Consider the following 23,723-nt stretch of genomic DNA (forward strand, 5'->3'; position numbering starts at 1 on the left):
CCACAAACTTTCTCAAGCTCGACGCCGATTTAGGCGTATTTTTTGTGCGCTCGAGCAACGCAACACGCTGTAAGGAGCAACACCATGGACTGGCGCGATAACGCTGCATGCCTCACTGCTGACCCGGAACTTTTCTTCCCGGTAGGAAACACCGGTCCGGCCGTTGACCAAATCGAAAAAGCAAAAGCCGTTTGCGGTCGCTGCTCGGTAACTGAAATGTGCCTCCAGTACGCCCTCGAAACAAACCAAGACTCCGGCGTCTGGGGTGGCCTCAGTGAAGACGAGCGCCGCGCTCTCAAGCGTCGCGCTGCACGCGCACGCCGCGCATCCTAACGCTGCACAGCGTCACAAGACGGCGCAGCGTCACAAGACGGCGCAGCGTCACAGGACTGCACAGCGTCACAGGACTGAACAGCGTTGCAAGAATGCAAAGTTCGTAGCCCGCACGGGTCTAGATTGAGACCGATTCTGGCTCTCGCGCGCTAAATTACTTGGTGCGCGTCAACCAGGTCAGCGGAATATCGATTGTTACTTCGGTGCCGCTGCCCATGAGCGTGTGCCAGTCAATGGTTCCGCTCAACTCACCCTGAATCAGGGTACGGACGATTTGTGTGCCGAGGCCTTCGCCAACTCGGCCCTCAGCTAGGCCAACGCCGTTGTCGCGAACCTGCACGGTTAGCTTGTCTTCGGTGCGTCTGGCGTCAATCTCCACCGTGCCGTCCGCGCGACCAGCAAGACCGTGCTCTACAGCATTCGTCACCAACTCGGTCAGGGCCAAAGCCAACGGTGTGGCGTACTCACTGGGCAGTGCACCAAAGCTTCCCACCGAGGTGGGATGCACTGTCGTGTTGTGACTCGACGCAACCTCCGCGATCAGCTTCAGCACTCGATCGAAGACAACATCGAAATCTACGCTCTGGCTGAGTCCCTCAGAAAGTGTGTCGTGAACCACAGCGATAGCGGCAACTCGACGCATCGCATGCCCGAGCGCTTCTCGTGCAACCTCACTGTGCGTTCTGCGCGCCTGAATTCTGAGCAACGATGCCACGGTCTGCAAGTTGTTCTTCACTCGATGGTGAATCTCACGAATCGTCGCATCCTTTGTGATGAGCTCACGCTCTTGATGGCGCACCTCGGTGACATCGCGACACAGAACAATTGCTCCGACACGTTCGCCACGATCACGGATCGGAATGGTCCGCAGCGAGACCGTGACTCCGCGAGCTTCAATGTCTGTGCGCCAGGGGGCTCGACCAGTGACGACCAGCGGCAGAGATTCGTCTACCTCCGGCTGCCCGGCAATGAGCGTCGTTGTGACGTCGGCGAGAGATTCCGCTTCCAGTTCGCCAGAGAAACCGATGCGGTTGAACGCTGACAACGCGTTTGGACTCGCGAATGTGACGAGGCCGTCAACATCCAGACGAATCAGTCCGTCGGATGCTCGGGGTGCTCCGCGGCGCGGGGCCGCAGGGGCCCCCATATCCGGGAAGTCGCCTGCAGCAATCATGGCGAACAGATCGTTTGCGCAACCGTTGAAGGTGAGCTCTTGCCGGGAAGGCGTGCGGGCATCCCCCAGATTGGTGTGTCGCGTGATGACAGCGATGGGGGTCTCCGCCGTGGCATTGCCGCTGACGTTGAGCCTGCGCATCACGGGAACAGCACGCACCCGAGTGGGAGTTTCCTCGTACCAAGAAGGGGCAGCAGCATCAACAATTCGAGCCGTTGCGAACGCTTCGGTGACTTGCGCTTTCCACTCGGGCTTCACATTTTGCCCGACAAAGTCGCGGTAGAACAGGGTCGCTGAGCTGCTGGGGCGGGCGTGGGCAACCGCAACAAACTGCTCATCGTCACTCGGCACCCACAACACGATGTCGGCGAACGCAAGATCGGCGAGCAACTGCCAGTCGCCGACGAGCATGTGCAGCCATTCGATATCGGCCTCGCTCGAATGGCCCTGCTCTTGGACTAGATCACTGAGTGTCGACACCCCTACAGATTACCTGCGCGCCAGCACCCTGTTGAACAGAGAGCGTCGAGGCGCTGGTTCGTCGATTTCGGGCACGAGGCGGGATGTGACCAGATCGCGCACGGCGAGTCTCGCAGGTGAACGCGGTGCGGCGTCCACGAGTGTCTTGCCGCTCAGAACAGCGCCGTCGAAGCCTGCAAGGTCGTGAGGTACAAGTATCGGATGCTCGATGCCGCCGAATCTCGACAAAGTTTGGGTTACCTGCCCGTGCGGGTTCAATCCGCTGGCGCTCACCCTCACCTTGTTCATCACTACGCTCACACTTCGCGTCGAGACCGTTTCGAGGAGGTCTACGTGTGCTCGCAAGAACCGTGAGAGCCCTACCGGATCTGCTCCCCCGACGGCAATCACATGGTCGGCAGCTCGCACCGCAGTAACCGCAGCGGCATTGCGTCGAGGCGCGAACAGGTCACTCGTAATCTCTTCATCGTTTTCCAGACTGGAGCTGGTGTCGAGCACGGTGTAATCGACCCACTGACGGCACTGCGCGATGGTGGTTCCGACCCTCTCGGCGGAAAGCTCTGGCCAACGACTCGGCCTTCCTATACCCGTAAGCACCCAAAAACCACCGACTGGCGAGTCATAACGCTGCCCGATGCGGACTAGTTCGTCCGTCGTGAGCGTGTCGGTACCTGCAAGACGGCAGGCAGCGGCAAATCCCGGCGCCTCGTCAAGCATTCCCAGGGCCGGCGCCACCGAAGCACCGTGAGTGTCCACATCTGCAAGTGCGACGCTGTGGCCGAGTGCCGCCAATTCGGCGGCAACCGCAATAGCTATGGATGTGCGCCCTGGAGCACCTCCAGGACCCCACACCGCTATCACTTGGCCCAGAGTGCTTCGCGGCGAAGTCTCGGGCTCTGAATTCCACTGCGACTGCTCAAGCAACGCGTGTACCGCTGGCCACCCCGAGGCACCATCGATAATGTCAAAGAGGCCGAGATCACTGGCATAGCGCTGCTCGCGCTCGCTGCTGGCAACCGCAATGAGCCGAACGCCTGCGTGATCGCACGCAGTGATGAGTCGGTCTGTGAGGTAGCGTGCCTCTGCAGCAACTAGTGCGATATCTGCGTGTGCGCCTGCGACCCGAGACGCTAGTTCTGGCGCACTTACCGCTCGAACAACGATCTCGTGCCCGTGTTGCGCAGCATCAAACGCGAATTGATCTTCTAGGGTGACCGGCATGGCCAACGCGAAATTCGCCACGTCAGCCCTTCGCCGGGAGGTTGGCCGGGAGGACCGAAAGCACGTCACCGCTGGCCATTGCTTCAAGCAAGCGGGCAACGCGCGATCGAGGAACGAGCAACTCTAGTGCGCTATTACCAGCCGATGAGACGAGCGAGTCATTGTCGATAAGTCGCACAACAATGGCACCCGAGATAATCACGCCCGGAGCCCCATGCTCACCGTCTTCCGTCTCCGCGCTGGCCCAAACATCGACGGATGCCCCCGTCGACACCGACTCCGCGAGACCGCCCTGTGGCGATACGACTACCGCAGTCAATGAGAGCCCCTCGTGGCTACCTAAAGAAGAGCTCGGGATCAACTCCCCTGCGCCGATCGGTCGTGTAGCGATAAAGCCTTCCGCGGGTAGTTCACCCCGCCCGATATAGAACTCACTCGACTCGTTGAGCTTCACGCTCCGCACTACGAGATCGCCGCTCAGCACACGATCACCCGGATTGAGAGGGGCGGCGGCCGCATAGACCTCGATTGAGTCATCGGCGCTAGCGACAAGCGAAACAACGCCAATGATGGATGCCACAACGAGCACGATGCCAATTGCAAGTCGCGGATCAAGAGCGAGGGCTCGCGCGCGAGCTTGAGACTGGGTACGACCGGAACGGCGGCTCACAGCGCGCGCCCCAGAGGTCGGGTGTTGATCATGGCACCATCGTTGGTTACTGCTCATAAGTGGCGCGAGAGTTATCCACATCAGCCCCATTCACAGGTGCACGGGAGCATAATCGAACCATGAACGCGATCAATCCTGCAGAAGGCCTCGGGCGATTTCTCACCCTGGCCGATACTGCTGAAGTGCTCAGCGTCTCACCACACGAAGTTCTCGACTTGGTGCGCTCCGGCGAACTGCCCGCGATCAAGGTCGGCAGCAAAGGCCAATGGCGAATCGAGAACTCGGTTCTTGAGTCCTATATCGAAGCTCTGTACGAAGAGACTCGACGCATGAGCCTCTGGAATCAGTCAGATATTGCCACAGTGACCGAAGTGAACTTCGGCGAACAGCGTAAGCGATAGCGCAGAACGACCCGGTACGGGGCTGTGACGGCTACGGCCGCACGACCACCAGACTCGCGAACGGGACCAAGCGATACTCGGTTACCGCGGTCTCGCGTCGAGCCGCCCCACGTTCGTGCACTGCAATATCAAGATGGTCGCGCCCTACGCGGTCGATCGTGCCATGCACTTCGCCCGCGACCAGCAACAGCGAGACCGCTCGGCGACGACGACAGAGATCTCGCAGAACATAGCTCAGCCCCAAACGCTGCGAAAGACTCGGATGCCCACTCGACGGCATCGTGGCAAGGCTCGGCGTGATGTGCGCTGCCCCTAGTGAGATTCCCGCCACCGCCGCGAATGGAACGATGCATTGCGCTGGGCGTCCACTCTCGTCGACAAGATCGGCGGACATCCAATCGCGACCGATAATCGCTGGCCTCACAATGAGTCGCGTTCCCGTGATGAGCACAAGCGACATCGTGAGAGGTGATTGGTCAGAGCTGCGGGCATGAAGCGACACAATACGATCCCGCATGCTGAGCCGGCCGAGCCGCAACCGTTCCTCTTCGGCATCGACTTCGAGGTCATCGGCCGTGATTTCGTTCTCAAGCTGACTTTCGAGGTCATCAAAAAGTTTGTCCCAGCGCATGGGCTGACGGTACTGGTGAGGTGACACAACTCAGCAAGGTTATCCACAGTTGAAAATTAGTCATAGACAATTGGTCTCAGTACTGGTTGAGTGTGGTCTACCCCCTAAAGGGGGTATACATCGCCGTCTTGACCTTTTACCCGGGAGATCATGAGTACCGAGCCACTCCGAAAGCTTTCGCCGAGCGAGGAACCCCCTCGCCCTCCGCGACAACGCACCGGAACCCTTCCCTCCAAAATCATTCGCCCGCGCTTCGTGCCCGACGAGTTTTTTGGCCACCAGCCCACCCCAAGCGCCGAACTACCCGATCCGGCACCCCTGGTGGAAAACCTCACCCGCTGCGTCATCGAAATTCTTGCTGGCGCCCGCGACCTGGAGCAGATTGCACGATGGGTTACTGACGACGTCTACCGTCATCTACTCAAGCGCACCGTCCTCTCGGCGCGTGCCCGTCGCGCAAAGGGGCAGCCAGTCACGCGCCCAAGCTTCACCATGGGTTCAATCCGACTGTGCGAGCCTCGCGATGGCGCGATAGAGGCTGTGGTGATCGTTCGCGGTCGAGCGCGCACTCGCGCTGTAGCAGTACGCCTCGAAGGGCTCGACCGGCGCTGGCGCGCGACAGCCATCAACGTCCTCTAGCGCGTCGGGCGCACCGACCCGCAACGCCTCTAAGGCAATGCTGGTCCAACGCGGATCCAATGCCATGCGGCTCTCACCCGTCCCGGGTCCAACACGACCCCGGCTTAACGAGATATGCCCCCACCGACCGAGCGATGGGGGCATACCTTACTGATGATTTCTACTTCTTGCGCTTCTCCTGCGCGCGACGCTGTGAACGGTTGAGCGGAGCTTCCGCCGCACCGTCCGAACCCTCTGCGCGTTGACCGAATGCACCACGGTCACCGCCTCGAGCCGGCTGCGGTTGCTGCGGTGCCGGCTGCTGCGTCTGTCGCTTTTGCGCATTGGCAGTCGCAGTGCGTTCGACCTGGCCGCGCTCATTGCGAACTTCGACCTCGCCGGCAGCGTCTGCGCTCGGCGCCGAGTAGCTGAGCGCTGCGGATGGTGCACTTGCCGCTTCCAAACCTCGCGCCTGGACGGTCGTGGACTCGCCACCGCCGCTCACTTCGACATCAAGGTTGAACAGGAAGCCGACAGACTCTTCGCGAATCTGTCCCATCATCGTCTGGAAGAGAGCGAAACCTTCGCGCTGGTACTCGATGAGGGGGTCGCGCTGAGCCATTGCGCGCAGACCGATTCCGTCTTTCAGGTAGTCCATCTCGTAGAGGTGGTCTCGCCAGCGGCGATCGATAACGCTGAGCACCACACGACGCTCAAGCTCGCGCATCGCGGTCTCGCCAAGCTGCTGCTCACGACGCTCATACGCAATCACGGCGTCAGAATGAATTTCCTTGGCGATGAATGCACTGGTGAGTTTGCCGCGTGATCCGCCCTCGGTCAGAACCTCATCGACGGTAATACCGATCGGGTACATCGTCTTGATTTCGGTCCAGAGACCGTCAAAGTCCCAGTCCTCAGAGTGACCTTCTGCCGTGTGTACGTCGACAACTTCGGTGACGACATCGCTCAGGAATCGCTGAACGCGATCCTTCAGGTCATCTCCCTCAAGAATGTGGCGCCGATCGCTATAGATAGCTTCACGCTGGCGGTTCAATACATCGTCGTACTTCAGCACGTTCTTGCGGATTTCAGCGTTGCGCGACTCCACCTGTGATTGAGCACTGCGGATGGCGCGGCTAACTACCTTGGATTCGATCGCGAGATCGTCGGGAACTGTCGAGCGCCCCATGAGTGCTTCGGCTGCGCCACTGTTGAACAGGCGCATCAGATCATCCTGAAGCGACAGGTAGAAGCGGCTCTCACCTGGATCACCTTGGCGACCTGAACGACCACGCAGCTGGTTGTCGATACGGCGAGACTCGTGACGTTCTGTACCCAAGACGTAGAGGCCACCAACATCGACGACCTTCTTGGCTTCCTTTTCAACCCCGGCTTTTACCTCGGCAAAAACTTCGTCCCACGCGGCTTCATAGTCGTCAGGAGTTTCGGTCGGGTTGAGGCCGCGGCTGTTCATCTCAGCGACGGCCAAGAACTCGGCGTTTCCACCGAGCATGACGTCAGTTCCACGGCCGGCCATGTTCGTAGCGACGGTAACGGAACCGAGGCGTCCTGCCTGAGCAACAATCGCTGCTTCGCGAGCGTGGTTCTTAGCGTTCAAAACCTCGTGCTTTACGCCCTTCTTGGCGAGCATGCGCGAAAGAAGTTCGCTCTTCTCAACGCTTGTTGTTCCCACCAGAACGGGCTGACCCAGTTCGTGCCGCTTGGCGATATCGGCAACAACCTGTTCGAACTTTGACTGCTCGTTTTTGTAGATCAGGTCGGACTGGTCAATGCGCTGCATTGGCTTGTTGGTCGGGATCGCGACAACACCAAGTTTGTAGGTGGACATGAACTCGGCTGCTTCAGTTTCAGCAGTACCGGTCATTCCTGACAGCTTGTTGTAGAGACGGAAATAGTTCTGCAACGTCACCGTAGCGAGAGTCTGGTTTTCTGCCTTAACAGCAACACCCTCCTTGGCCTCAATCGCCTGGTGAATTCCTTCGTTGTAGCGACGGCCCTGAAGAATACGACCGGTGTGCTCGTCGACGATCAAGACTTCGCCGTTCATGACGACGTAGTCCTTGTCTTTCTTGAAGAGTGCACGGGCCTTGATGGAGTTGTTCAAGAACGAAATCAGCGGCGTATTCGCCGACTCGTACAGGTTGTCGATACCGAGGTAATCTTCAACCTTTTCGATACCGGGCTCCAGCACACCAACGGTGCGCTTCTTCTCATCAACCTCGAAATCGACCTCGGGGATGAGCTTTTTGGCAAGGCTAGCGAATTCGGTAAACCAACGGTTCGCCTCACCCGATGATGGGCCCGAAATGATGAGCGGCGTGCGAGCCTCGTCAATCAGAATCGAGTCAACTTCGTCAACGACAGCAAAGTAGTGGCCACGCTGGACCATGTCGCTTGCCTGCCACGCCATGTTGTCGCGCAGGTAGTCAAAACCAAATTCGTTGTTCGTTCCATAGGTGATGTCCGCGGCATACTGCTCGCGACGTTCCACTGGAGTCTGACCGGAGACAATGCATCCGGTGGTCATCCCGAGGGCGCGGAATACGCGGCCCATCAGCTCTGACTGGTAGCTAGCCAAGTAGTCGTTGACCGTAATGACGTGCACACCTTGCGCGGCGATCGCGTTCAGGTAAGCCGCGAGCGTCGCGACTAGGGTCTTGCCCTCACCGGTCTTCATCTCAGCAATGTTGCCGAGATGCAGTGCAGCACCGCCCATGAGTTGAACCTCAAAGTGACGCATGCCAAGCGTGCGGCTCGCTGCTTCTCGAACCGCAGCGAAGGCCTCCGGGAGGAGGTCGTCAAGTGACTCCCCTGCGGCATAGCGCTCGCGCAACTCCGTGGTCTCGTGCTTGAGCTCATCGTCAGTCAGCGTCTTGAAGTCTTCTTCAAGGTGATCAACCGCGTGCGCATAGCCTTTCAAGCGTCGAAGAAGCCGACCCTCGCCCACACGAAGTGCGCGTTCTAAAACATTCGCCACCGAATACTCCCATTCTTGTCGGACGGGTCCGACACTGGCCCTGCTCGACGAAGCGCAATCTTTTTAGACGCTTACGTCACGGTAACGCGGTGCGTGCATTCAGCGCACGGCCGCGTTACCGGTTCGTAATCGTATCAAGTTCACACCAAGAACTTGGTGTGCTTAGCCGTTGGCGACCTTACGCTTGCGCGAACGACCCCCATCGGCGACCTCATCGGCCTGCTCTTCAAGACCAATAACACCGTAGTCCCACCCCTTACGACGGTAAACAACGCTGGGGCGATCCGTCTGGCTATCCACAAAGAGGAAGAAGTCGTGACCGACCAACTCCATGTGGTCAAGTGCCTCTTCAACAGTCATGTGACTAGAAGGGAACACCTTGCGTCGGATAACAACGGGCGAGTAATCGTCGTCGCCAGGTTCCGGTTCGGCCGTCTGTACCGGCACTGATCCAGTGGAAACGCTCTCAATTACTTCGGGGCTTGCTGGAGTGATATCAACAACGGCGAACCCACCAGCACTTGCCTCACGCAGAGACGTAGGGCGGTGATTCCCCCGATGCACTTTCTTGCGGTCGCGAGATTGGCGGATGCGCTCAATGAGCTTTGACATCGCCAGATCGAAGGCAACATATTTATCCGAACCAGCAGATTCCGCTCGAACAAGCGGTCCTGGTCCGATCAACGTCAACTCAACACGATCGTCGCCACTAGACCCATTAGTTTCGTGGTGGCGGCTTACCTTGATCTCGAAAGCAATCGCCTTATCAGCGAGATGATCTACCTTCTCAGACTTTTCGATCGCATACTCACGGAAACGATCCGTGACTCCTACATTGCGTCCGTTGACGGTGATTTCCACGGCGACCTCCTAGCCATCATGCGCGGCCACCCCGTGAGGCAGCTTTTATTGTGCGCCCTTTTCCTTACCGTAGCCCTCGCTGCTGGCAATGTCACGAGCCGCACCGGTTCTAGGAGTGAACCCGATGGTTACGGCTGCAATGACCGTTCCTCCGGCCGCGGAAATTGCCCGCATTGCCTCGTCAATCGTGGCGCCTGTCGTTAGTACGTCATCCACGATGATGACTCTCGTTGCTCCAAGCCAGCGTGTCGCCGCGAAAACACCATGTACATTGATGGCCCGCTGAGACGCGTTAAGAAGCTTTTGGCTGCCAGTTTCCTTCGCGACTCTCAGTGCTCGCACATGACTTATTCCCGACGCCCGAAGGACCGCTGCTATCGGGTGGTAGCCCCGCGTTCGAAAGGCGCGCTTACTCGTGGGTACCGCAACGATCTGAATCGGACCGCCAGCTTTCTCGTTCACCGCGCTGAGATCGTCAAGCGCCATCCGAAGCGCGACAAGGAGGGCCCGAGAAAGTGGACGCGCTTGGTCAGTGCGGTGATGATTCTTGAAGGCAAGCAACACTCGGCGAACCGTGCCCTCATAGCGCAGCGCTGCATAGACACGAACGTGTTGCGGGGTCGACTGAATTGTGGGGGCAGCGATAAGGCTGCGAGCGCACTCCGCACACAGTGCGCGGTCATAGCTCTGGCATCCGGCGCACTCGACTGGCATGAGCACAGCCCAGGCGTCTCTGACTGATTCGCGTGCACTCGCCACCATCTTGCGCAGCGTTTTTTCGATGTTGTTGTCTGAGGACGTCATTCTCCGAGCTTGCAGCCGCACCGTCCCGAACGCAGAGCACCCCGTGGTGTTGGTGGAGAGACGCTACTGCTGTACAGCCATGAAGGAGGCGTCGAGTCCAGTGCGCACCCATTCTTGGCTGCCCTGAGGGCGCCACACCTCCCCGTCAGCAATGAGCCTGAGCGCGTCGGTGTTGGTTCCGCTGCTCACGAGTTGTCGAGCGCCGTCGACATCCCCGAGGCTCTCAGTCGGCCCGCCAAGGCTGAACGCGGTAATGGCAACAGAATCGTCGTGTGTCGAAAGCGTTGCCACCGAGCTCGAACCCACCCAGCTCGCATCAATCGGCGTGCCCGCCCGAGCCGGCAACACGGTAGGTTCCACAATTTGGACGGGCACATTGCCCTGCTGCCTCACGATCCCGTACACGAGCAACTGGGGCCCAGATGGCGAGGAGAGGTACACCAGCAGTCGCGCACCGTCGCGGGAAACATCCAGCGACACTATTTCTGAATCTGATGGCAATGATGACTGAATCGGATGCTCGGTGCCGTCTACCCCGAAAGTCGACAGCGATGCGGCGTTTGAGCGCTGCGCCGACCAAATGAACCGGAACGGGTCGAGCGATGGTGCGGCCAACCCCGAACGACTGTCAACAATGCGGGGAGAGACTCCAACCGAAGCGAAGTAGGCCGCACCGTCTCCCGCGCGGTACGCAACGGACAGACGGTCTGCCGACAGTGCTGCAGCCGTTGCCCCCGAGTCAGCAACAACAGCGCTCAGCTCATTTATTTCTGTCAAGCCGTCACTCGTATTGAACCCAAACTCGGTGGCGGTTCCGACCACAAGCGGTCCAGCGGATCCTGGTTCGATGACGGCAGCATTCTGGCCAGAACTCGTACTTTGCAGTTCTCGGCCATCAACAGTGAGCACCACAATCGGTGTGTGAAGCGTCGCCGCCAATTGCTGTCGCATACGTTCGCGCGAAACCGTGTCAGCAGAAAGTACTTCTGAACTGAGATCAACGACGGAGCGACCGCTTGTGAGACTGCTCGTTGTGCTCAGAGTCGTTGCTGCCGGGAACGCCGTCAGCACAACCCCCTGTTGCAACCACGGAGAATCAGCCGCGAGAAGAGCTTGGATTGCGCGCGCCTGCGAAGACTGGCGCACCGCAAACCAGCGCAAATCAGGAATCAGATAAGCAAAACTGGGATCGAAGTAGTAGAGCACTTGCTGCTCAAAACTGACTTCAAAGCCATTGCTTGAGAGCACAATTCCTGGGGGTGCCGACGCGATGCGCCATTCGCCATTCCGACGCTCAAAGTCAAAAGTCAACGTCTGTGCTGCCGGCGAGCGCAACTCTGCGAACACACCTCGCTCGTCAATCACTGCTTGAGCCGAGAAGGAATACGTGAGCGCATTCTCTTCGAGCGCTGGCGCGATTGTCGGAAGCTTGTCACGCTCGCGAATGGTAGCGCTCGCCGCAGGATTCCAGGCATCACTCATTTCGCTAGTCAAGAATTCTCGCGCAACCGAATAGTCACGACTGGGAGCGCGAACCGCATTCATGAAGTCGGTAAGGATTTGCTCTTGCGTCGAACCCGCAACGGGACCCTCGGCCACGATTTCGAATCGTCCATCAATCTGCTCATCGATGAGCGGGCCAGCTTCGACCTCGCTCGACGTAGGCACGCCAACACAGCCACTCAGCGCGGCGATAGCTACGCTCGCAATAATGAGGAGGTTCAGTCGCGATGTGTTAACCATCCGTAGCCTCCAAACTTGGTACATCGTCGCTTGGGGGAAGCTCAAGAGGCGACGAATGCAGTTCGGAGCCTCGGGCGCGCGGCAGAGTCAGCCGGAAGCATGAGCCGTTGTCTCCATCCGACCATACCTCGAGCCAACCATCGTGCAACACCGCATCCTCGAGAGCGATTGCTAGACCGAGCCCTGTTCCGCCGGTGGTCCGCTGCCGCGAAGGGTCCGCACGCCAGAAGCGGTCGAACACGCGCTCAAGCGCTGCAGCGCTCATCCCTACGCCATAGTCACGCACTGCAATCGCAACGGCGTCCTGATCGCTGTCGACCCAAATAACAATCGGCAGACCATCACCGTGGTCAATGGCGTTGCTGACGAGATTCTGAAGGATGCGACGGATGCGACGAGGATCAACGTCTGCCTCAAAATAGCCACCAGGCGCCACCAGACGCAGCTCTGAGCCCTTGCTGGCTGCTAGCGAAGTGAGACTCTCAATCGCGTCCTCTGCGAGCCTCACGAGGTTCGTTGGCTCGGTCTCCATATCGACAGCACCCGCGTCATAGCGGCTCATCTCAAGAAGGTCAGCCAGCAGGAGTTCGAATCGCTCGACCTGAGTGTGCAGCAATTCCGCAGTGCGTGCCGTTGCGGGGGGGAAGCTTTCGCGCTGATCGTAGAGAACATCACCAGCGAGCCGGATTGTGGTGAGCGGAGTGCGCAACTCATGCGAAACATCCGACACAAATCGTTGCTGCACTTGAGACAGCGCTGCCAGCCGGGTGATCTGCTTTTGCATGCTCGTTGCCATGCCATTGAAGGAACGCGCCAAAGTGGCGATCACATCGTCGCCGTGCACCGGAATTCGCACCTCGAGTTCGCCTGCTGCCAACCGTTGGCTGGTTTCGGCCGCCAACCTCACCGGCGCAACCACGAGACGGACCACGAGATAAGTTACCGCTCCGATAAGGGCGAGCAGGGCGAAACCACCCAGCCCAAGAGTGCGCTGAACGACAACGAGAGTCTCTTGAGTGTCGCTGATGTCATAGACGAGGTACAGCTCGTATTGCGCACCGCGAATGTCGAGGGTCGAGCCGACAATGAGGCCAGGGTGAATCGTGCCATCCGTCGGCTGGGTGAGAGCAACAGACTGCCAATACGTGCGCTGTTCGGTCGACTCAGCAACGGTGTCGCGAAGTTCTTCGGAAATTTCGACGTACGAGGCCAATCCCTGCGACTGAACGTCTGTTGGCACGCGAGCGCCATCTTGGTTCGGGCTGCGCAGGATTGCATAGCTCGTGCCTCCCGTGCTCGAGGCAACACTCTCGATGACTCGAGCCGCGTCCCCCATCATTCCGTCGAGGTCTTCGAGACCAAGACCGTCATCTGCCGCATCAAAAACCTGCTGACCGGCCAGCGTGGCATTGGCAGAGGTTCGGGTGAGTTGCTCACGGCTCGCATCAAACAGGTTCGCGCCAACACTCAACGACATGTAGCCAGCAATGACCGCAACCGCAACCGAAGAAAGCAGCACTGTAATCGCAACAGTGCGCAACTGGAGCGACGAGCGCCAGAGTGCAGCGAGCCGCTGCACTAACTCGCGCCAGTCGAAATAGCGCATCCTTGTTACGCGCTGCTGCCGGCGCGGTAACCAACGCCGCGAACCGTCATAACAATCTTGGGGTTGTCAGGATCTTCTTCAACCTTCGCGCGCAATCGCTGCACGTGAACGTTGACAAGACGAGTGTCTGCCTTGTAGTGGTAGCCCCACACTTGCTCAAGCAGCATTTCGCGAGTGAATACCTGCTCCGGCTTCATCGCCAAGGCAAGGAGCAACTCAAATTCGAGCGGTGTGAGATTGATTTTGGTGTCACCACGGCGAACCTCGTGACCCGTGACATCCAGCTCAAGGTCACCGACCGTCAGAGTGCCGGTGGCCGCATCGCTCGCGGGACGCAACCGAGTGCGTACCCGAGCAACAAGCTCCTTCGGGTTAAACGGCTTGACGACATAGTCGTCTGCACCGCTCTCGAGCCCCTTCACCACATCAGCAGTGTCGCTCTTTGCTGTAAGCATGATGATCGGAACACCCGATTCTTCACGGATGCGCGCGCAAATCTCGATGCCGTCCATGCCTGGCAACATCAAGTCGAGCAAGACAAGATCAGGGGCTGCTGATTTAAATGCATCGAGAGCTAAGGCGCCATCTTGACAAAAAAATGGTTCATAACCTTCGGTGCGTAGAACGATTCCGATCATTTCTGCCAGGGCAGTGTCGTCATCGACTACAAGAATTCGCGGGTTCACGTGTCCTCGGTACTTTCTAGCTCTCGGGCTAACAGAGTGAGAAGCTTTCGCATAAGAGTAGTCGAGTGTGAAAGCATGAGTGCGATTCAATTGGCACAGTTGGTTAATCAAAGGTGAGACGTGAGCAATAACAGTCCGTGGCAATCGCCAGATAGCAGCGCAAATAACAGCGAGTCCGGTCTCTACGCCCCACCAGAACCTGCCGCGACACCTCCGCAGTACGGCACTCCCGCGCCTGGGTGGACTCCCCCGCCGAAGCCCGGCCTCATCCCACTGCGGCCCATGACGCTTGGCACAGTCCTCTCGGCATCCCTGATGGTGTTGCGTCGCAACCCGCGCCCCATCTTCGGTCTGTCGTTGGCCATCATGGGCATCGTCACTGTCGCTTCCCTCATTCTGGTGGGGATCATTACTTTCTCCGGCCTAGAACGAACCCTCAGCGCAAGCGACGTGGATGCGGCAACCATCGAAGCCGGGGCAACAGCGAGCGTTATCCTCGCCGCGCTTTTCGCCGTCGCGCTGTCACTCATCGGCGGTTCGATACTTCAGGGCATCGTCTCCCTCGAGGTTGCTCGCGGTGCCGTCGGCGAGAAATTGCGGTTGCGCGGACTCTGGGCTGCGGCGAAGGGGCGCCTGTGGGCACTCATTGGCTGGTCTGCCCTAGTCGCCGTAGCGACCTTCATCGGCATCGTCGCGCTTGCTCTTGTCGCCGCACTCTTCTTCGCCATCGGCGGCACTGCCGGAACCATATTCGGGGTGCTCGCCGTGATTGGCGGAATAGTTATCGGTCTTATCGTCATGGCCTGGCTTGGCACTTCTCTCGCGCTCGTCCCCAGCGCCCTCATGATCGAACGCCTGACTCTCGGTCGCGCGATACGCCGCTCGTGGTCGCTCGTGTCTGGCAGCTTCTGGCGCACCTTCGGCATCCTCGCCCTCATTCTGGTGATTGTGCAAACGGTGTCGAGCGTCGTGACAGCACCGCTGAGCTTTATCGGTGGACTTGGCGTAAGTCTCCTCAACCCCACCGGCAATGAAGAGGCCGCAATGGCGTCGTTTATCGGCCTCTATGTCGTGACCATGATTCTCTCCGTTGCTATCGGCGCCGTCACGATCATCATCCAGTCGGCGGCACCTGCACTGCTCTACATTGATTTGCGGATGCGCAAAGAGGGGTTCGACTTGGAACTCACTCGCTTCGTCGAAGCTCGTCAGACAGGGGACAATTCCGTGCCAGACCCTTACCTCACCTTCGACAGCACAGCAGCGCACTCAACTGAGCCGTCACCGCACACGGCTCCATGACGCTAGCGACACTCTCGTCAACCGCGCCCGCAGCGCTGCCAGAGTGGCTTGCGCGCGCGGTCTTTAGTGAGGTTCCGGTCAACCCCGACTCGGAACAGGCAACCGAGTGGCTCATCAATGAGCTATCGAAGGCGCCATATCAGGCCGCCAAGCCAACGCTGTTCGACCGCATCTCTAAAGCTTTTAGCGACTGGCTTGCTTCACTGACGATCGGTAGTGGCGATGGAATCCCCATCGTCGTGTTCGTTGTGCTCATTGCGTTGGTCACAATCGCGATAGTGGCAGCGGTAATCGTCTACGGTCTTCCCCGGCTCAACCGCAAGAGTCAACACCATGACATCCTGTTCGGTGAAACCGATCGACGAACAGCAGCTCAGCTTCGGGATGCGGCCGAAAAGGCTGCAGCACGAGAAGATTTTGAGAGTGCGATTGCCGATATGTTTCGCGCCATTGCGCGCGGACTCTCAGAACGCACCCTCGTCACGATGACACCAGGCACCACCGCTCATGGTTTTGCGATCCGGGCCGCGAAAGTTCTCCCCGATTGCGCTAACGAACTTGCCAGCTGTGCCAACATTTTTGACCTAGTCCGTTACATGCGTAAGCCAGCAACGCGAGAACAATACGTACAACTTCGCGACCTCGAGCTTCGAGTGCGCGCCGCAAAGCCCCTGCTCAGCGAGGCGGCACTGTGAGCGCCCCCACGATCGTGACACCGCGCCTTCGCACCACTGTGAGGCGTGCCCTTTTTTGGATCATCGCAGCGCTATTTCTCCTGAGCGTGGCGGTCATTAGCCTGAACTTGGCAGGCACAGCAGCCGAAGGGCCTCAGCTCGACCCCACCAGTCCTCGCGAATCAGGAACCAAAGCGCTTACCGAAGTCCTGCGGCAACAGGGAGTCGACGTCATCGTCACCGAAAGCCTCGACGACACTCGTGACGCGCTCGCCACCACCGACGAGAGCACTCTCTTCTTCTCCAACTTTGAGGGATACCTCACCGACGCGCAGACCGTCGAGGCATCTACGATTGCAACGACCGTCATTCTGGCCGAGCCCGGAGTTGCTGCACTGCTCGCTATCGCACCCGAAGTTGCCAACGCTGGAACCCGAGTTGGCACAGTATCGGCAGAGTGCGCGCTACCGATTGCCTCGAAAGCCCCCGAGATTACGGCCGGCCCATCTAGTCTTCGTGTCATCGAGCCTGAGGCCAAAGCGACGGGCTGCTACGGGAACGACGACCGCGGCTACGGACTCATCTCTGTTGACCGAGGAAACACCCAATTGGTGCTGCTCGGTGCAACCACAGCGCTGACCAACGGTGGCATCACAGCGGCAGATAACGCCGCTTTCGCGCTGCGACTTCTCGGCCAACACGACACCCTCGTTTGGTACACGCCCAGCTTCGCGGATCTTTCCTCCACGAGCGGTGCCAAAACCTTTGACGAACTCGCCCCAGACTGGGTGCTGCCCGTCGTGTGGCTCACGGCGGTGACGCTCCTCACGGCTGCACTGTGGCGAGGACGCAGATTCGGTCCGCTCGTCATCGAAAAATTGCCCGTCACCGTGCGCTCTAGCGAAACCATGCAGGGCAGGGCTCGCCTCTACGAAAAAACGGCGGCACGGCTCCATACCCTCGACGCGCTGCGCATCGGCTCCATCCGCCGACTTGCTTCGCTGTGCGGAATGGCGAGCACCGCATCCGTCGATGACGTCATCAATCGAGTCGCGACACTTATCGACCAGCCCGCTGCCCCACTGCGAGGGCTCCTTATCGACATTGCCCCCACCAACGACAGCGACCTACTTGACCTATCGGATGAACTGCTCGCGCTCGAACAGCGCGTCGAGTCTGCCGTCCGCCCCACTTAGCACCCTTCCACTCCGAACACTCAGCACCATCAAGCCAAAGATAGAGAAGAATCGAGATATGACTGACGAGCAACTGCGGCACGCATTCACTCAACTCCGCACGGAAGTGGGCAAGGCTGTAGTCGGCCAAGATGCCGCGGTGACCGGGCTCACGATTGCTCTACTGACTGGCGGTCATGTGCTGCTCGAGGGCGTGCCCGGTGTCGCCAAGACTCTGCTGGTTCGTACGCTTAGTCGTGCGCTCCAGCTCGACACCAAGCGCGTGCAGTTCACCCCAGATCTCATGCCTGGTGATGTCACCGGCTCACTCGTTTATGACTCCAAGTCTGGTGAATTTGAGTTTCGCAAGGGGCCAGTGTTCACCAACATCCTCCTGGCAGACGAGATCAACCGAACGCCACCCAAGACACAATCTTCCCTGCTTGAAGCAATGGAAGAACGGCAAGTTTCTGTAGACGGCCAAACTCTGAAGCTGCCAGTGCCGTTCATGGTTGCCGCAACCATGAACCCCATTGAGTACGAAGGCACCTACACGCTTCCCGAAGCGCAACTCGACCGCTTCCTGCTCAAGCTCGTGCTCGACCTCCCAGAACGAGATACCGAAATTGAGGTACTCACGCGCCACGCTGCGGGATTCAACCCTCGTGACCTTGCTGCGGCTGGTGTCACTCCGGTGCTCGATGCTGCGATGCTTGCTGCTGCCCAAGCTGCCGTCTCTCAGGTTGGCGCGAGCCCCGACGTCATCGCGTACGCCGTCGACCTTGCCCGCGCCACACGACAAAGCCCCTCAGTGAAGCTCGGAGTGAGTCCGCGTGGCGCAATCGCACTGATCTCCGCCGCGAAAGCGTGGGCCTGGCTGACCGGCGCAGACGCAATCACGCCAGACCACATCCAGAGCATGGTGCTTCCGGTACTCCGCCACCGCATCCAGCTTCGCCCAGAAGCCGAACTTGAAGGCGTCTCCGCCGATGTCATCCTGCGGTCGATCGTGCAGCAAGTGCAGGTACCGATCTAACGATGGCTCTTTCTGGATGGTTCGTTGCCCTTGTGGCGCTCGGTATCGTACCGATCGTCATCACTGGCGAACCCGTCGTGTTAGTGCTGTGGCTCGTGTTTGCGATCGCTGTCGGCCTCATCGACATGGCGTTTGCCGTATCGGTGCGCTCGCTGCGATTCGACCGCACATCTCCGGATCGACTTCGCCTCGGCGAAACGACAAGCGCAACCCTGCGAATCACCAACCCCTCTCGTCGGCGACTTCGCGCAGTAGTTCGTGACGGCTGGCAGCCATCCGCCGGAGCACAGAGCAACCGTGCACGCTTGTCAGTGCCGGGGCGTGAGCGTCGCGAACTCACGACCGTGCTCACTCCACTGCGCCGCGGAACCCGAGAGGCGGCGCACGTGACCGTGCGTTCCTACGGACCGCTCCGCCTCATCGCGCGCCAGACAACGGTCATTGTGCCCGGTTCATTCACCGTGCTGCCGCCATTCAATTCCCGCAAACACCTGCCGTCGCGCTTGGCACGCTTGCGCGAACTCGACGGTGCCACGAGTGTCATGATTCGTGGCCAGGGCACCGAGTTCGACAGTCTGCGTGACTACGTTCGGGGAGACGATGTGCGCTCCATCGACTGGCGTGCCACCGCGAGGCGATCCGAACTGGTAGTCAGAACCTGGCGCCCCGAGCGTGACCGTCGAGTAGTCATCGTGGTCGACAGCGGCCGCACCTCTGCTGCCCGCATCGATGACGAGCCACGCATCGACACCGCGTTCGAATCTGCCCTGCTGCTAGCAGCTCTCGCTTCTAGCGCCGGCGACCACGTCGACTTCATCATCTATGACCGCCGAGTACGCGCCCGCGTTCAGGGAGCCACCGGCCCCGACCTGCTGTCAAAAATGGTCACCGGTATGGCACCGGTGCAACCGGAACTCATCGAAATGGACTGGAACTCGGTGCCAGGCCTCGTGCGCCAAGCTACCTCTCAGCGCGCTCTCGTTGTGCTCGCCACCACAGCAGAGTCCCCCGGCGCGAGCCGCGGATTGCTCGCGATGCTCCCCCAGCTCACCACCAAGCACACCGTTGTGGTGGCATCCGTTGCTGACCCCACGATTCTGGATGCTACGCGCGACCGTTCGAACCGTGACGCTGTTTATCAGGCCGCTGCTGCAGAGCGCGCGCTCCTCGACCAGTCACGAGTGGCCACTGCGATCACCCAACTCGGAGCATCCGTCGTCTCACAACGCCCCTCTGATTTGCCACTGGCGCTTGCCGACCACTACATCGCTTTGAAGGCTGCTGGAAAGCTCTAGTTTGCGACGATGTGGGTGGCGCCAGCGTCGAATTCGCTGAGGTCGCCCGTGTTTCCTGCACGTGCACTGCGCCCACCGAGAATCCACTGGTATGCCAAGAATCCACCGAGTGCGATAGTGCCGATACCGATCTTGATCGGCCACGGCCAGTCCTGACGCGTGACGTATCCCTCGATGATGCCCGAGACAAGTAGGGCAAGGATTAGTCCGACGACGATGGTAAATAGCGCACGCCCGTCTTGCGCGAGAGCTTGAGCTCGCGTGCGGGCACCGGGGGCGACCCACGACCAGAAGATCATTACCCCCGTGGCGCCAGCGACGAAGATCGCGTAGAGCTCTAGTTGTCCGTGCGGTGCGATGTAGAGAAAAAATACATCGAGGCGGTCGAATTCATTCATGATCGCCGCGGTGAATCCGAGTTGCTGGGCGGTGTTGAACAACAAATAGGGGACGTAGACCCCCACAATTCCGAAGGCAATCGACTGCGCCGCGATCCACGCGTTGTTGGTCCACACGAATCCCGTGAATGACCCACCAGAGAACTCCGAGTAGTAGCCGACGAAGTCATCGCGGGCGAGGGCCTCGCGTTCGGCCGGGCTGCCAAAATTGGCGAGCACTTGGGGGTTCGAAATTGCCCACCACGCAAAGAGAAACCCCACAAGGAATGTGGCAGCGGCGAGCAGCAGTGACATCCACCGCACTCGATAGAGCGCAGCCGGAAGCTGCACGACAAAGAACTGCGGCAATTGGCTGAGGAGGTTCGCCGAAGCTCCCGTGAAGCGCAGGCGGGCACGGCTCAACGTCAGCGACAAGCGATCTGCCTGCGCAGACTGGCCGGTACTCGTCTTCATCGCCGAAAGATTCGTGGCGCCCGACTGGTACAGGTCGATGAGTTCATCGACTTCCGCGCCCGAAAGTCGGCGCTGTGAGCCCAATTGGGCAAGGCGATCCCAGTCTTCGCGGTGCGCGGCTGAGTACGAGTCGAGATCCATCTGCTTAAATGATGTCATGTCCGGCACACAAATGAGCAACACTCTCGCCTATGAGGATGAACCCGACGAGTTGATCACCGGTGAAGCGGTGGCGTTGGAGCTTCGTTCAGCAAGTTTTGTGTTGCGTGCTGCCGGGTCGATCATCGATTTCTTGGCCTACGGACTTGCGCTCATTGGGTTGCTCCTCGGAACCTTTGCGTTCGCGACGAATGCCGGCCTCGACACCGCGATCGGTCAAGCGCTCACAGTAAGTTCGCTAGTGATTTGTCTTGTTGTTCTTCCCACCGCCGTTGAGACTCTTAGCCGAGGAAAATCCTTGGGCAAACTCGCGATCGGCGCACGCATTGTTCGCAACGATGGTGGAGCGATCGGGTTTCGCCACGCCTTCATCCGCGCTCTCATCGGTTTTCTTGAAATCTTCATGACCGCTGGCGGCCTCGCCGCTGTCGTCGGTTTGCTCAATACTCGAGCGCAGCGCCTCGGAGATCTCGTTGCTGGCACCTACAGCCAGTACGAGCGAGTGAAAAAGTTTGCCAATCCTGTCGTGCAACTTCCTGGGCAACTCGCTGAGTGGGCGCGCACGGCCGATGTGGCCAAGATGCCGGATGGACTCGCCAGACGAATCTCGCACTTCCTTGTCGCCGCAGACGGCTACACCGCGGCAACTCGACAGCGGCACGCCACCAACCTTGCCAACGAGGCTGCAGCGTTCGTGTCACCGCTGCCATCGGTTGAAGCTGAACCCTTTCTCTCAGCTGTCAGCGCTCTGCGGCGTGAGCGTGAATCGGTAGCGCTTGCCGGTGAAAAGGATCGGCTCACCACACTTGAGCCAGCGCTCACGAGCGTGCCGCGTGGATTTCCGAGCAACCGGGGTTAGGCGCGAATGATCGCGAGAGCTCGATCGCGAATATTTTCGAGCTGCTCTTTCGATGCGGCTTCAACATTTAATCGCAGCAAAGGCTCCGTATTCGAGGCGCGCACGTTGAACCACCAGAACGGCTCTGCACCCTTCGTGACTCCCGTCACTGTGAGGCCATCAAGCTCATCAAACTCTGCCTCGCTAGCAAACGCAGCACGGATACGTGCCGTAGCCGCGGGAACATCAGCGACAACCGAGTTGATCTCACCACTGTTGGCATAGGGAGAATAGCGCTCCGAGAGCACCGAAAGGGGCTGCGGTTGCGAACCAAATTCTGCGAGTAAGTGCATTGCGGCGAGCATCCCGTTATCGGCGCCCCAGAAATCGCGGAAATAGTAATGGGCAGAATGTTCGCCGCCGAAAATCGCCCCCGTCGCCGCCATCTGATCCTTGATGAGCGAGTGACCGACATTGGTGCGCACCGGGATAGCACCCGCCGCAGTGATTGTCTCCGGGACGATGTTCGAAGTGATGAGGTTGTGGATCACAAAAATGTCACCGTCGGGCTGCGAGGCCCGCACCCGCTGAATTTCGCGCAGAGCAACCACTGCCGCTACTGCGCTCGGGCTCATAGCCTCGCCGCGCTCGTCGACCACGAAGCATCGGTCAGCGTCGCCATCGAAGGCAAGCCCCACATCTGCGCCGTGTTCGATTACGGCTTTCTGGAGATCGACAATGTTCGCCGGCTCAAGCGGGTTCGCCTCATGGTTAGGAAAGGTGCCATCGAGTTCGAAATACATCGGGATGATCTCAATCGGAAGTTCCGGGAGTCCCGCCGCCGTTGAGAGCACCGCAGGCACCGTCATTCCGCCCATGCCGTTGCCGGCATCTACGACAACGCGGATGGGCCGAATGCTGCGCAGATCGACAAGCTCCCGCAAATAGCCTGCATAGCCGCCCAGAACATCAACCTCACGCTGAGAACCTAGGACCGCGACCGCATCGATTCCTGATTCAAGGTAGGACTGCGCGCGATCACGAATCGCTTTGAGCCCCGTATTGAAACTGATGCCCTGAGCACCCGCCCGACTGAATTTGATGCCGTTGTAAGTTGCCGGATTGTGGCTAGCGGTGAACATTGCGGCAGGCGCATTTAACGAACCGGATGCGAAATAGGTTTCGTCCGTCGAGCAGAGCCCGATCAGCACAACATTGCCTCCGCGAGCGCGAGCGCCCGCCGAGAAGGCCGCCGCGAACCCTGGCGAGGAATCTCGCATGTCGTGGCCGACGATAATTTCGCTGCCTGCAGCATCCACTTCATCGACAAATGCAGCGCCGAGCGCTTCGACTACGTCGTCGGTGAGTTGCGAGCCAACAAGACCGCGAACGTCGTAGGCCTTGATGAAAGGGGTGAGGTCAATCGGACTAGCTTTACTCATGCCCTAAAACTACATGGCGAACGACCTGCCAGCCCTGCGGCACAGAGAGTCGATCGCCATGACGAGCGCACAAATCGTAGCTGTGTGGCTCTGCTGTGTAACTGAGCGGTCCAAGCACCGCCATTGAATCCGCATAGACATACGTGAGAGTGGCCTCGGCTTCTTCATTGCAGGAGACCTTGCTACACGGGCGCTGAATCATTGTGGTCCCTAGCCTACGACTGTGCACCCACAGGAGGGCAACTGCGGCCCGTAGAATGGTCTCGTGGCTAGATCATCGAAGCGAGAGCAAACGCGCTCTGTGCGTGGCAACTGGCGAGATCGCCATGGCCGCGGCATCCGCGCTGCCGTCACCGGGCCACACCTACCGCTGTTGCGCAGTCGCCACGGCAACTTCGAGCTCACGGTCGCTTCTGCCGCTCAGTTTTTGAAAGAAATGTGGCCAGAAGAACTCGCCAATGCGCGCTTCGAAGTTGGCCTCATGCCCGGCACCAGCCCAGAGGGCACAAAGGTCGCACGTTGGAAAGTGGTTGCCGATGAGCACCGCATTATTCTGTTTCGTCTCCCCATTGAGCGCATGGTGCGCTTGCACCGTGACGACGAGCTACACCGACGGATGCTGATCGAAAGTTGCGTATTCCGTGCCGTAGCTGAATACCTCGGCAAAGAACCATGGGAACTAGCGCCCAACCGTTTTCGACACTTCTAGCCGTCGACCGCTGAGA

Annotated in this window: 23 protein-coding genes; 10 read left to right on the forward strand and 13 right to left on the reverse strand. The window is 59.3% G+C overall.

All coding sequences use genetic code 11. From position 1 onward, the window contains the following. The first annotated feature begins 84 nt into the window (after positions 1 to 84). On the forward strand, positions 85 to 333 hold the full coding sequence (locus AC061P_RS10070) for a WhiB family transcriptional regulator (protein WP_009772809.1): 249 nt from the start codon (positions 85 to 87) through the stop codon (positions 331 to 333). A 154-nt stretch (positions 334 to 487) separates the two neighbouring features. Here AC061P_RS10070 and AC061P_RS10075 read toward each other — a convergent pair whose 3' ends face one another. Genes AC061P_RS10075 through AC061P_RS10085 form a run of 3 tightly spaced genes read right to left on the reverse strand, consistent with a single transcriptional unit; the run spans position 488 to position 3,878 of the window. Continuing rightward, a complete protein-coding gene (locus tag AC061P_RS10075) occupies positions 488 to 1,987 on the reverse strand; it encodes a sensor histidine kinase (protein WP_449647188.1) in 1,500 nt (499 codons plus the stop codon). Positions 1,988 to 1,996: 9 nt separating this feature from the next. Then, positions 1,997 to 3,229: a CpaE/TadZ family protein gene (locus AC061P_RS10080; RefSeq protein ID WP_480391117.1), complete on the reverse strand. Its 1,233-nt coding sequence runs from the start codon at positions 3,227 to 3,229 to the stop codon at positions 1,997 to 1,999. A 1-nt stretch (position 3,230) separates the two neighbouring features. Further along, the gene (locus AC061P_RS10085) at positions 3,231 to 3,878 is read right to left on the reverse strand and encodes a CpaB family protein (RefSeq protein ID WP_449647190.1); all 648 of its coding nucleotides are present in this window, start codon (positions 3,876 to 3,878) and stop codon (positions 3,231 to 3,233) included. Positions 3,879 to 3,997: 119 nt separating this feature from the next. Here AC061P_RS10085 and AC061P_RS10090 point away from each other — a divergent pair, with 119 nt between their 5' ends. Further along, positions 3,998 to 4,279: a helix-turn-helix domain-containing protein gene (locus AC061P_RS10090; RefSeq protein ID WP_009772813.1), complete on the forward strand. Its 282-nt coding sequence runs from the start codon at positions 3,998 to 4,000 to the stop codon at positions 4,277 to 4,279. Between the two features lie 31 nt (positions 4,280 to 4,310). Here AC061P_RS10090 and AC061P_RS10095 read toward each other — a convergent pair whose 3' ends face one another. Continuing rightward, entirely contained in the window at positions 4,311 to 4,910 is a 600-nt protein-coding gene (locus AC061P_RS10095; protein ID WP_449647191.1) for a hypothetical protein, read from the reverse strand. A 150-nt stretch (positions 4,911 to 5,060) separates the two neighbouring features. Between AC061P_RS10095 and AC061P_RS10100 the strand changes: the two genes are divergently transcribed. Then, positions 5,061 to 5,549, forward strand: coding sequence for an Rv3235 family protein (locus AC061P_RS10100; RefSeq protein ID WP_449647192.1), 489 nt, complete (start codon positions 5,061 to 5,063; stop codon positions 5,547 to 5,549). A gap of 160 nt (positions 5,550 to 5,709) precedes the next feature. Here AC061P_RS10100 and secA read toward each other — a convergent pair whose 3' ends face one another. The 6 genes from secA to mtrA form a co-directional block, all read right to left on the reverse strand. Further along, complete coding sequence (secA, locus tag AC061P_RS10105) at positions 5,710 to 8,526, reverse strand: preprotein translocase subunit SecA (RefSeq protein ID WP_449647193.1); 2,817 nt, start codon at positions 8,524 to 8,526, stop codon at positions 5,710 to 5,712. Between the two features lie 162 nt (positions 8,527 to 8,688). Beyond that, the gene (hpf, locus tag AC061P_RS10110) at positions 8,689 to 9,387 is read right to left on the reverse strand and encodes a ribosome hibernation-promoting factor, HPF/YfiA family (RefSeq protein WP_449647194.1); all 699 of its coding nucleotides are present in this window, start codon (positions 9,385 to 9,387) and stop codon (positions 8,689 to 8,691) included. A gap of 45 nt (positions 9,388 to 9,432) precedes the next feature. After that, the gene (locus AC061P_RS10115; RefSeq protein ID WP_449647195.1) at positions 9,433 to 10,191 is read right to left on the reverse strand and encodes a ComF family protein; all 759 of its coding nucleotides are present in this window, start codon (positions 10,189 to 10,191) and stop codon (positions 9,433 to 9,435) included. A gap of 63 nt (positions 10,192 to 10,254) precedes the next feature. Next, positions 10,255 to 11,934 carry an LpqB family beta-propeller domain-containing protein gene (locus AC061P_RS10120; protein WP_480391118.1) on the reverse strand — a complete coding sequence of 560 codons (1,680 nt, stop codon included), beginning with the start codon at positions 11,932 to 11,934 and terminating at the stop codon, positions 10,255 to 10,257. Continuing rightward, a complete protein-coding gene (gene mtrB / locus AC061P_RS10125; protein WP_480391119.1) occupies positions 11,927 to 13,540 on the reverse strand; it encodes an MtrAB system histidine kinase MtrB in 1,614 nt (537 codons plus the stop codon). The genes AC061P_RS10120 and mtrB overlap by 8 nt, the downstream gene beginning before the upstream one ends. A 5-nt stretch (positions 13,541 to 13,545) precedes the next feature. Continuing rightward, positions 13,546 to 14,226 (reverse strand): MtrAB system response regulator MtrA, encoded by a 681-nt coding sequence (gene mtrA / locus AC061P_RS10130; RefSeq protein ID WP_449647198.1) that lies wholly within the window; start codon positions 14,224 to 14,226, stop codon positions 13,546 to 13,548. Positions 14,227 to 14,346: 120 nt separating this feature from the next. Between mtrA and AC061P_RS10135 the strand changes: the two genes are divergently transcribed. Genes AC061P_RS10135 through AC061P_RS10155 form a run of 5 tightly spaced genes read left to right on the forward strand, consistent with a single transcriptional unit; the run spans position 14,347 to position 19,708 of the window. Continuing rightward, a complete protein-coding gene (locus AC061P_RS10135; RefSeq protein ID WP_480391120.1) occupies positions 14,347 to 15,528 on the forward strand; it encodes a hypothetical protein in 1,182 nt (393 codons plus the stop codon). Next, positions 15,525 to 16,223, forward strand: a complete 699-nt coding sequence (locus AC061P_RS10140) for a DUF4129 domain-containing protein (protein ID WP_449647200.1) — start codon at positions 15,525 to 15,527, stop codon at positions 16,221 to 16,223. The genes AC061P_RS10135 and AC061P_RS10140 overlap by 4 nt, the downstream gene beginning before the upstream one ends. Next, positions 16,220 to 17,398 (forward strand): DUF4350 domain-containing protein, encoded by a 1,179-nt coding sequence (locus tag AC061P_RS10145; RefSeq protein WP_480391121.1) that lies wholly within the window; start codon positions 16,220 to 16,222, stop codon positions 17,396 to 17,398. The genes AC061P_RS10140 and AC061P_RS10145 overlap by 4 nt, the downstream gene beginning before the upstream one ends. A gap of 58 nt (positions 17,399 to 17,456) precedes the next feature. Next, positions 17,457 to 18,413: an AAA family ATPase gene (locus AC061P_RS10150; protein WP_449647202.1), complete on the forward strand. Its 957-nt coding sequence runs from the start codon at positions 17,457 to 17,459 to the stop codon at positions 18,411 to 18,413. A gap of 2 nt (positions 18,414 to 18,415) precedes the next feature. After that, entirely contained in the window at positions 18,416 to 19,708 is a 1,293-nt protein-coding gene (locus tag AC061P_RS10155; RefSeq protein WP_449647203.1) for a DUF58 domain-containing protein, read from the forward strand. Here AC061P_RS10155 and AC061P_RS10160 read toward each other — a convergent pair. Then, the gene (locus AC061P_RS10160) at positions 19,705 to 20,700 is read right to left on the reverse strand and encodes a stage II sporulation protein M (RefSeq protein WP_449648191.1); all 996 of its coding nucleotides are present in this window, start codon (positions 20,698 to 20,700) and stop codon (positions 19,705 to 19,707) included. The genes AC061P_RS10155 and AC061P_RS10160 overlap by 4 nt on opposite strands. A gap of 16 nt (positions 20,701 to 20,716) precedes the next feature. Between AC061P_RS10160 and AC061P_RS10165 the strand changes: the two genes are divergently transcribed. After that, the gene (locus AC061P_RS10165; protein ID WP_449647204.1) at positions 20,717 to 21,577 is read left to right on the forward strand and encodes an RDD family protein; all 861 of its coding nucleotides are present in this window, start codon (positions 20,717 to 20,719) and stop codon (positions 21,575 to 21,577) included. On the opposite strand, the gene AC061P_RS10170 is transcribed toward AC061P_RS10165, so the two are convergent. Further along, positions 21,574 to 22,998, reverse strand: a complete 1,425-nt coding sequence (locus tag AC061P_RS10170) for a phosphomannomutase/phosphoglucomutase (RefSeq protein ID WP_449647205.1) — start codon at positions 22,996 to 22,998, stop codon at positions 21,574 to 21,576. The two genes, AC061P_RS10165 and AC061P_RS10170, sit on opposite strands and share 4 nt — an antisense overlap. Beyond that, entirely contained in the window at positions 22,991 to 23,200 is a 210-nt protein-coding gene (locus AC061P_RS10175; RefSeq protein ID WP_449647206.1) for a DUF3499 family protein, read from the reverse strand. Before AC061P_RS10175 ends, AC061P_RS10170 begins: the two co-directional genes overlap by 8 nt. Positions 23,201 to 23,263: 63 nt before the next feature. Between AC061P_RS10175 and AC061P_RS10180 the strand changes: the two genes are divergently transcribed. Then, complete coding sequence (locus tag AC061P_RS10180; protein WP_449647207.1) at positions 23,264 to 23,707, forward strand: metallopeptidase family protein; 444 nt, start codon at positions 23,264 to 23,266, stop codon at positions 23,705 to 23,707. Positions 23,708 to 23,723: the final 16 nt, after the last annotated feature.

The sequence above is a fragment of the Rhodoglobus sp. G.S.4 genome, assembly GCF_056619605.1.